The sequence below is a fragment of the Galbibacter sp. L-19 genome, assembly GCF_056857615.1.
In genome coordinates this window covers 97,922-106,926 of record NZ_JBSXNL010000039.1, presented here as the reverse complement: position 1 = coordinate 106,926, position 9,005 = coordinate 97,922, and the positions used below count along the sequence as shown (strand labels likewise).

Genomic DNA, 9,005 nt, shown 5'->3' with positions numbered 1-9,005 from the left:
TGGATAAATCTCAGAACATTGCCCTCCTGGTTGTGGTAAGGCATCAATTAAATGGCACTTCAATTTTAATAATCCCGCTTCAAAAACAGTGAATAATCCCGTTGGCCCTGCTCCTATTATTAGTATATCTGTTTTAATCATGACTTTTAACTTTCCCCATTTACGTTATGGGATTTACAATAACATTTCTAACTTTTTCTTTTTCTATTTTTCCACTAAACTCTTGGTAAATTCGTTTAGTTTCTCAACTTTTTCCTCAAAATTCCCCTTGATGGTTTTTCTATATTCATTTAAGTTCTGAACAAGATCATCGATATTCTCTGGAATCACTTCTTCAAAAAACTGACGTAATCTTTTGGCTGTAGTAGGAGATTTCCCATTAGTAGAAATGGCTATTTTCACATTTCCTTTGGTTACAATCCCCCCCATATAGAAATCGCAATATGGCGGATTATCGGCTACATTTACCAAAATATTTTGTTCCTTACAATCTTTATAAACCTTAACGTTTACTTCTTCTTTATCTGTTGTAGCTATAACAATATGCTTAGCTGTTAAATAATTTTCAGCATACACATCTGTAATCATTTCTACATTATGAGCCTTTGCCTTACTAATAGTTTCTTCTCTAAAGTGTGGCGCCACCATTTGCACTTTTGCATTTGGACTTGACTTTAGTAAAAAAGTAAGCTTCTCTAAAGCAACATTTCCTCCTCCAACAATTAGTATATTAAGGTTATTTACTTTTAAAAAAACTGGATATAATTCATTCCGTTCTCCCGTTTCCATCCTCTTCAATTATACTGTAGCAACTTGGCTACTAATTTCCAATATCTTTTCTCTATGGTTTACCACCTCCCCAATTACAATAATTGCTGGATTGGTAAGTTTTTGTTGCTCAACCACAGTTTCTATAGTAGCTATTGTTCCGATTCCTATTTTTTCTTCTGGTGTTGTTCCACTCTGAATAATAGCAACAGGCACTTCGTGTTTACTTTCATTTTTAAATAAAGTTGTTATTTCTGAAAGCTTACTCATTCCCATTAAAATCACCACAGTTGCAGATGATTTTGAAGCTAAAACAACATCATTTGATAGTTTATGAGCTTTGGTGGTGCCCGTAATTACCCAAAAACTTTCTGAACTTCCTCTTTTTGTCAACGGAATATTTTGATATGCTGGTACTGCCAAAGCAGAAGAAATTCCAGGCACAAAATCAGTTTCAATTCCATGAGCAATTGCATACTCCATTTCTTCAGATCCTCTTCCAAAAACAAAAGGATCGCCTCCTTTTAAACGCACTACATGTCCATGAGCTTTAGCGCTACTTACAATAAGTTCGTTTATTTGTTCTTGTTGGTATGCATAGCATCCTTTTCTTTTTCCCACAAAAATATGCTCCGCATTTGGCGCATGATCCAATAATTGTGGATTCACCAATGCGTCGTATAAAACAACATTGGCAGCTTGTAAAGTTTTCATACCCTTAATAGTAAGCAAATCCGGATCTCCCGGACCTGCCCCTATTAAAGTCAGTTTTGGTTGGTTATTTGTCTGCATTAGCTAATTCTAATCTTCTGAAAGCATCTGCTTTTTTGTAAAAAGCTTGCGCGTCTTCTAAAAACGATTTTGCAAATGTTTCAGATGGTTTATTAATTTTAATTTGATAAACGAGATCATGGAAAGTGGTGTTTAGTGAAATCTTTCCGGGTGCGACAAACACTTCGTCAAACTGATTTATTATCCCCGCTTGGGTATTGGTCTTTTTATTTTCTCCTATTAATAATGCTTTTGCAGTATTTATTAATGAGGTATACGATTGGTAAATACTATCTGCCCATTTTTTCTCTTCTAAAGAAAACTGCGCTTTTTCTATTTTTTCTTCACTTTCAAATAAAAGTGTAGCAACCAAATCTATAACTACTCCAGCACATTCTCCAACTCCTACTTCCTGAACATACGCTTTATCATGCCCCCAATCTACAAAATCATCTTCATTTAAATTATCTGTATCTGATAAAGGTTTTAAAAAATCATAGAAATACATTTGCTCTTTTCTGTCGTAATACGCCAAAAAATCTTCTCCATTTTCTTTATGTTGCTGATAATCATCTAAAATTAAACGCAGTGCCTGAGGTCCTCTTTTTGAAGGAATTTTAATAACTTTATCTGCAAATCTACCTTCTCCATTTCCTACAACACCACCACCTAATAATATTTGAAGCGCAGGAGCTACTAATTTTTCTTTTGTACGAATTGACATCCCTTGAAAACCAATATGCGCCATATTGTGTTGTCCACAAGCATTCATACAGCCACTAATTTTAATAGCAACTTCTCTGTTATCTCTATACTGAGGATACTCTTCTTCTAAAACTTTCTCCAACACTTCTGCAATTCCTGTGCTGCTCGCTATCCCTAAATTACACGTATCTGTACCTGGGCAAGCAGTAATATCTGCAGTAGAATTATACCCTAAATCTGTAAATCCAAGTTCTTTTAACTCTAAATAAAACAGCGGTAATAAATCTGCTTTTACATGACGGATTAAAATATCTTGACGTAAAGTTAAACGTAACTCATCTGCCGCATAACGTTGAATTAAACTTGCTAGTTTTCTAGCTTTATCTGTATAAAAATCGCCTAAACGAACTTTTATTCCGATTGAAAATAAGCCTTCTTGTTTTTGCTGATATACATTAGAGTTTCTCCATTTCTCATATCCATCAACATCTTTTAAATCTACTTTTGGAACCGAAATTGAATCTACTACAGAACGATCAAATTCAAAACCTTCTTCACTTATAGGGTATGAATGATAAGAAAGTGCTAACTTTTCTTCTTCTATTAATTGTAAAAATCCATCTAATCCTACATCTTTAAGTAAGAATTTCATTCTCGCTTTTAAACGTTTTGCACGCTCTCCATGGCGATCAAAAATTCTTAATACACTTTCTATTAAAGGAATAATTTGGTCTGTTGGTATAAACTCATACATTAAATCTGCATGACGAGGCTGTGAGCCTAACCCACCTCCCAACATTACTTTAAAACCTTTTTGACCGTCTTTTACTTTTGCAATAAAACCTAAATCGTGAATATAAGATAAAGCCGAATCCTTATCTGTAGAAGAAAACGACATCTTAAATTTACGTCCCATTTCTTGACAAATAGGGTTTCTCAAGAAAAACTGAAAAGCTGCATGCGCATAAGGAGTAACATCAAAAGGTTCGTTTGGATCGACTCCCGCTTCCGGACTTGCAGTAATATTACGTACCGTATTTCCACAAGCTTCTCTAATTGTTACATCGCTTTGTTCAAGCTCTGCCCATAATTCTGGAGTTCTATCTAAACTTACATAATGAATTTGAATATCCTGACGGGTGGTAATATGTAATCTTCCTCTAGAATATTCATCCGAAACATCACAAATACGTAACAATTGATTCCCAGTAACCTTTCCATAAGGCAACTTTATTCGAACCATTTGCACTCCCTCTTGACGCTGACCATAGACTCCACGAGCCAATCGTAAGCTTCTAAAGCGTTCTTCATCTACTTTCCCTTCTCTAAAAAGTCGAATTTTCTTTTCTAATTCTATAATGTCTCTTTCGACAACGGGATTTTCTATCTCTGTTCTAAAACTTTGCATGTTTTCTATTTTCCGTTATTCATAATTCCTCACAAAGTGAGTTTGTTCGTGGTCTTTTATTTTCCCCATTTAATTCGCTCCCAAAGGCGCTCATGAAAAAAATACAGTGTCATTTTAGTTACTAACTCTATAAACCCAATTGATAATGCTAATTCTATAGTTCCGGTAACAAACCAAGATATTAATATAGTATCTAATGTTCCAACAACCCTCCAGCTTATCGATTTTGCTATACTTCTACTTAGTTTATCACTCGAAACTTTATCTTTATCTGTAATCTCCGAACGCCCTTTAAAGCTATTTCCTTGTAATACTTTATCTAAAATCATCGTCAATCTTTCTTATTACTCTAGTTAATCGATAGGTTAATAGAATTTAAAAGCGAAAGTAATACATAATTCGAGAAATCCCAACGTTTTTGGGTATTTTTAACTAAAGAATATCAAATCCTTAAAAAAAGGCACAAAAAAAAGGCTACATTAAATTGTAACCTTTAGTAATTATTTATTTATTAAGGACTTGAGTTTGTATTTATCTCAAAGCCTGTTTCAAATCTTCAATAATATCTTCTACATTTTCTAATCCTACAGATACACGAACCAATCCATCCGAAATTCCAACTTCCAATCTGTCTTCTTCAGATAATTTACTGTGTGTGGTAGACGCAGGATGTGTTACAATGGTTCTAGTATCTCCCAAGTTAGCAGATAGCGAACACATTTTTATAGCGTTTAAGAATTCTCTTCCTGCTTCTACACCGCCTTTAATCTCAAAAGCTACAATGCTTCCTCCTTGTTTCATTTGTTTTTTTGCCACTTCGTATTGGGGATGCGACTTTAAAAAAGGGTATTTTACAAAATTAACATTGGAATGCGACTCTAAAAATTCTGCTACTTTTAAAGCATTTTCACAATGGCGATCCACACGAACTGCTAAAGTTTCCAAACTTTTTGAAAGCACCCAAGCATTAAAAGGAGATAAGGCTGGCCCCGTATTTCTTGAAAATAGATAAATTTCTCTTATTAAATCTTTTGGTCCTACGGCAACTCCTCCTAAAACACGCCCTTGTCCATCTATTAATTTGGTAGCAGAATGCACCACAATATGCGCTCCAAAATCAATTGGCTTTTGTAAATAGGGAGTTGCAAAACAGTTATCTATTATCAATATTAAATTATGCTTTTTTGCTATTTCTCCTAAAAATTCTAAGTCCAGTACATCTACAGCAGGATTTGTAGGTGTTTCTGCAAAAAGAATTTTTGTATTTGGCTGAATCAATTTTTCAATTGAAGCAACTTCATCCACCTTAAAATAAGAAGTTTCTATATTCCACTTAGGAAGAAACTTAGTAAATAAAGCATGCGTAGAACCAAATACAGAACGTGCAGAAACCACATGATCTCCACTATTTAATAATGCTGCAAAGGTTGAAAACACAGCCGACATCCCTGTAGCAAATGCATAACCTGCTTCTGCTCCTTCCATTTTACAGATTTTATCTACAAATTCTGTAGTATTCGGATTTGTAAAACGACTGTATAAATTGCGGTCTTTTTCTTCTGCAAAAGACGCTCTCATATCTTCAGCATCTTCAAATACAAAACTAGAAGATAAGTACAAAGGTGCTGAATGCTCTAAAAATTCGGTTCGTTCTATCTGTGTTCGGATTGCCTCCGTTTCAAAATGCTTTTTACTCATAATATATGTTTAAAGTTGAAAAGTTGATGGTTTTAAAGTTCAACTCTTCCCTGTGTTTTGTTGTTTGTTTGTTTGTTTGTTAATTGTTAATAGTTATTCGTTAATTGTTAATTGTTAATTGTTATTAGTTGAAAGTTGTTAGTCGTTAATTGTATAACTTAACTTATTGCAATAATTCAATCTTTCAATCTTTCAATCTTTCAATTCTTCAATTCTTCAATTCTTTACTTTCAACTTTTTAACTCTCCATCTAACCTACCCTCTTTCGGCTAATTTAAGAATATCTCCAAAAACACCTCTAGCGGTAACTGCTGCTCCTGCTCCTGCTCCTTGAATTACAATTGGCCGGTCTCCGTAAGATTCTGTATAAATTTCAAAAATAGAATCAGCCCCTTTTACTTGTCCTAAAACACTGTCTGCTGGGACAGACACCAACTTAACATCTAAAATTCCTTTATCTTGCTGCAAATCTCCATGTAAATCTCCAACATAACGAAGTACATTTCCTTCTTCTTGATTATCTTTAATTTCTTGGTATGGAGCGTTAAACGCCTCTAAACTCTGTAAAAATTCTGGCACTTCTTTATCTCTTAATCCATCGGGCACTAAATTCTGAATATTTACATCTTCAAATTCATTTTTCAAATCCAATTCACGAGCTAAAATTAATAACTTCCTACCAACATCGTTTCCGTTAAGGTCTTCTCTTGGGTCTGGCTCTGTAAATCCTTTATCAATAGTATCTTTTAGAATCTCATTAAAAGTTTTTTCTTCTGAAGAAAATTGATTGAATAAATAACTTAAAGTTCCAGAAAATACACCTCTAATTCTAGTGATATTTTCTCCTGATAAATGTAAAATACGAATTGTATCAATTAAAGGAAGTCCAGCTCCAACATTAGTTTCATATAAATATTGCTTCTGATTTTTATCAAGTAAACTTCTCAACTCTTTATAAAATTTAAAATCGAGGGTATTTGCAATTTTGTTAGACGACACTAAATCAAAGCCATTTTCCACCAAAGTGGTATAATTTGCAACAAAATCTTTACTTGCCGTATTATCTATAGCAATTAAATTTTCTAGATGATTTGCTTTCGTAAATGCAATTACATCTTTAATAGTTGCAGGTTGGTTACTATTCTCTATTTCTTTTTTCCAATCTGAATTAATGCCTTCTTTTGAAAGTACTAATTTTCTTGAATTAGAAACTGCAAAAATATTCAGTTTTAAATGTTTACGCTCTTCTATATTAGCTGCTGAAGTAAGAATTTGATCGATTAAAGTTCCTCCTACCAATCCATGTCCGAAAATAGCGATGTTTATTTTCTTACAGATTTCAAAAATCTCTCCATGAATAACATTTAATGCTTTATGAAGTTCAGATTTTTTAACTACTAAACTCACATTTTTCCCTGTTACCGTATTATTAAAAAGGATAGGAATTACCTGGTTTTTAATCAACGCATTATAAGGCTTATGGAACGTACTCAAATCTTGACCTATGATAGAAATTACAGAAACATCATCTACCACAGAAATTTTATTAACGTCTTTAGAGTAAAAATCATTTTCAAATTCTTTTTCCAAAGAAATCATAGCTTCGGTAGCATCTTTTGCATTTACTACCAAACCAATTCCACGCTCGGAAGACCCTTGTGAAATAATACTTACACTGATGTCTTTTTTCCCTAGAGCATTAAAAATTCTAGCATCTACTCCTGCTTTTCCTAATAGTCCGCGTCCTTCTAAATTTACTAAGGCTACGTTTTCTAAAACTGAAAGTGATTTTATTCCTTCCTTTTTAGGATTAGCAGTAATAAGCGTTCCTTTATTATCGTGATTAAAAGTATTTAAAATTCGAAGTGGAATATTTTTCTCTATTAGCGGAATAATTGTTTTTGCATGTAAAATAGTAGCACCAAAATTTGCTAGCTCATTAGCCTCATTAAACGACAATTCTTCGATGCGTTGTGCACTTGGCACCAAGTCTGGATTGGCAGTAAAAATACCATCTACATGCGTAAAACTTTGCAATTCTCCAGCATCTAAAAAATTAGCCAGTAAAGAAGCAGTATAATTACTTCCATTTCTTCCTAAAGTAGTGGTTTCGTTATTTTTATTAGAGCCAATAAATCCAGTAACAATATTAACGGTTGTTCCATTATGTTTTGCAAAATGCTTTAAAACATTTTCTTTTGAAATTTTTTCTAAGGGTTGTGCGTCACCAAATTTCTCATCTGTTTTTATAAGCTCCCGAGAGTCTGTAAAATTGGCATTGACTCCTTTTTCTTTTAAAATATTGGTGATTAATTTAGCAGAAATAATTTCGCCTTGTGCTAAAACCTCATCTTTAATTTTTACACTATAATCTCCAAGCAAACTCACTCCCGAGAACAGTTTTTCTAATCTATCAAACTCAGCAGATAAATTGGCATTTTTATAATCTTCTGTTTGATATTTCTTAAAGGCATCAAATAAATGCTCGTAATCCTGCCCATCTGCCGCCGTTTCCAAAATACTCTCCAACTCATTGGTTGCGTTATTCCTAGCAGAAACTACTACGGTGATTTTCTCTCCTTCTTTTACCTTGTTTTCAATTATTTCAACTACATTATTGATTCCTTTACCATTGGCCAAGGATTTCCCTCCAAACTTTAATACTTTCATCTTATTATCTTTAAGAGCAGATTCAAAAATGCCCCCTATTATTTTTTCTAATTGTTCATATTCTATCAAAAATGCATCGTGCCCGTGTACCGAAACTACTTCTCCATAGCGCACACGGTCGCTAGATTGCGCCAATTGCTTATACGTTTCTCTATTCTCTTCAGCAGTAAAAAACAAATCTGAGCTCACCCCTACAATATGTACATTAGCATCTATAGCTTCTAATACACTAAAATGCTCTGGTCTTCCTCGGGTAACATCAATAGTTTTTAGTAACTGATTCATTAATTTATAAGCCGAAAGCTGAAATCGCTCTTGAAGTTTATTTCCATGATGCAACAACCAACTTTCCACATTAAACACTTGCAATTCTTCATTAGTGCTTCGTTGGAAACGCGATTTAAAAGATTCTGGCGTTCGGTAACACAACATAGCGTGCATTCGAGCATCGTGGACAGGATTTTTAGAATTCACCAAAAATTGCTCCTGAATTTGGCAATTTGCAATAAGCCAATCTGTCGACTTCCAATCGGTTGCCACAGGAATAAAATGTTCGGTAATAGCAGGTTTTAACGCCACCATTTCCCATGCAATTCCGCCACCTAAAGAACCTCCAATCAAGGCATATAATTCATCTATTTTTAAGACTTCAAGACCTAACAAAAAGATGTTTGCCACATCTCTAGCCACAAAATCTTTATAATTATCGATCACAAAACCATCATAACCATTCCCTGGAATATTAAATGATAATACCGTATAATTATTTGTATCAATAGCTTTTCCGTCTCCTATTAAATCTTTCCACCAACCGTTCTCTCCGCTAACATCAGAATTCCCTGTAAGTGCATGATTCACCATTACAATAGGCGCTGTATGTAATGGCTTACCAAACAATTGGTATGATAAATTTAAATCTTGCGTAACTCCGCTAAGCGTTGTGTACTGATTGAGTGTAATATGTAACAATTCGTTTTTCAACGTT

The 9,005-nt window shown here is 33.9% G+C and carries 7 protein-coding genes; all 7 read right to left on the bottom strand.

Features of this window, described 5'->3' with window-relative positions; genetic code table 11:
* The coding region (locus tag AC13CQ_RS04675) for an NAD(P)-binding protein (protein ID WP_482882588.1) at positions 1–141 on the bottom strand (141 nt) is incomplete at its 3' end.
* Positions 142–204: 63 nt separating this feature from the next.
* Positions 205–789 carry a precorrin-2 dehydrogenase/sirohydrochlorin ferrochelatase family protein gene (locus AC13CQ_RS04670; RefSeq protein ID WP_008612317.1) on the bottom strand — a complete coding sequence of 195 codons (585 nt, stop codon included), beginning with the start codon at positions 787–789 and terminating at the stop codon, positions 205–207.
* Positions 790–798: 9 nt separating this feature from the next.
* Complete coding sequence (gene cobA / locus AC13CQ_RS04665) at positions 799–1,560, bottom strand: uroporphyrinogen-III C-methyltransferase (RefSeq protein ID WP_008612316.1); 762 nt, start codon at positions 1,558–1,560, stop codon at positions 799–801.
* The gene (locus AC13CQ_RS04660) at positions 1,547–3,652 is read right to left on the bottom strand and encodes a HEPN domain-containing protein (protein ID WP_008612315.1); all 2,106 of its coding nucleotides are present in this window, start codon (positions 3,650–3,652) and stop codon (positions 1,547–1,549) included. Before AC13CQ_RS04660 ends, cobA begins: the two co-directional genes overlap by 14 nt.
* Positions 3,653–3,708: 56 nt before the next feature.
* Positions 3,709–3,981: a DUF2061 domain-containing protein gene (locus tag AC13CQ_RS04655; RefSeq protein WP_008612314.1), complete on the bottom strand. Its 273-nt coding sequence runs from the start codon at positions 3,979–3,981 to the stop codon at positions 3,709–3,711.
* 202 nt (positions 3,982–4,183) lie between these two features.
* Positions 4,184–5,350, bottom strand: coding sequence for a trans-sulfuration enzyme family protein (locus AC13CQ_RS04650; RefSeq protein ID WP_008612313.1), 1,167 nt, complete (start codon positions 5,348–5,350; stop codon positions 4,184–4,186).
* Positions 5,351–5,605: 255 nt separating this feature from the next.
* A complete protein-coding gene (gene thrA, locus AC13CQ_RS04645; RefSeq protein ID WP_008612311.1) occupies positions 5,606–9,001 on the bottom strand; it encodes a bifunctional aspartate kinase/homoserine dehydrogenase I in 3,396 nt (1,131 codons plus the stop codon).
* Positions 9,002–9,005: the final 4 nt, after the last annotated feature.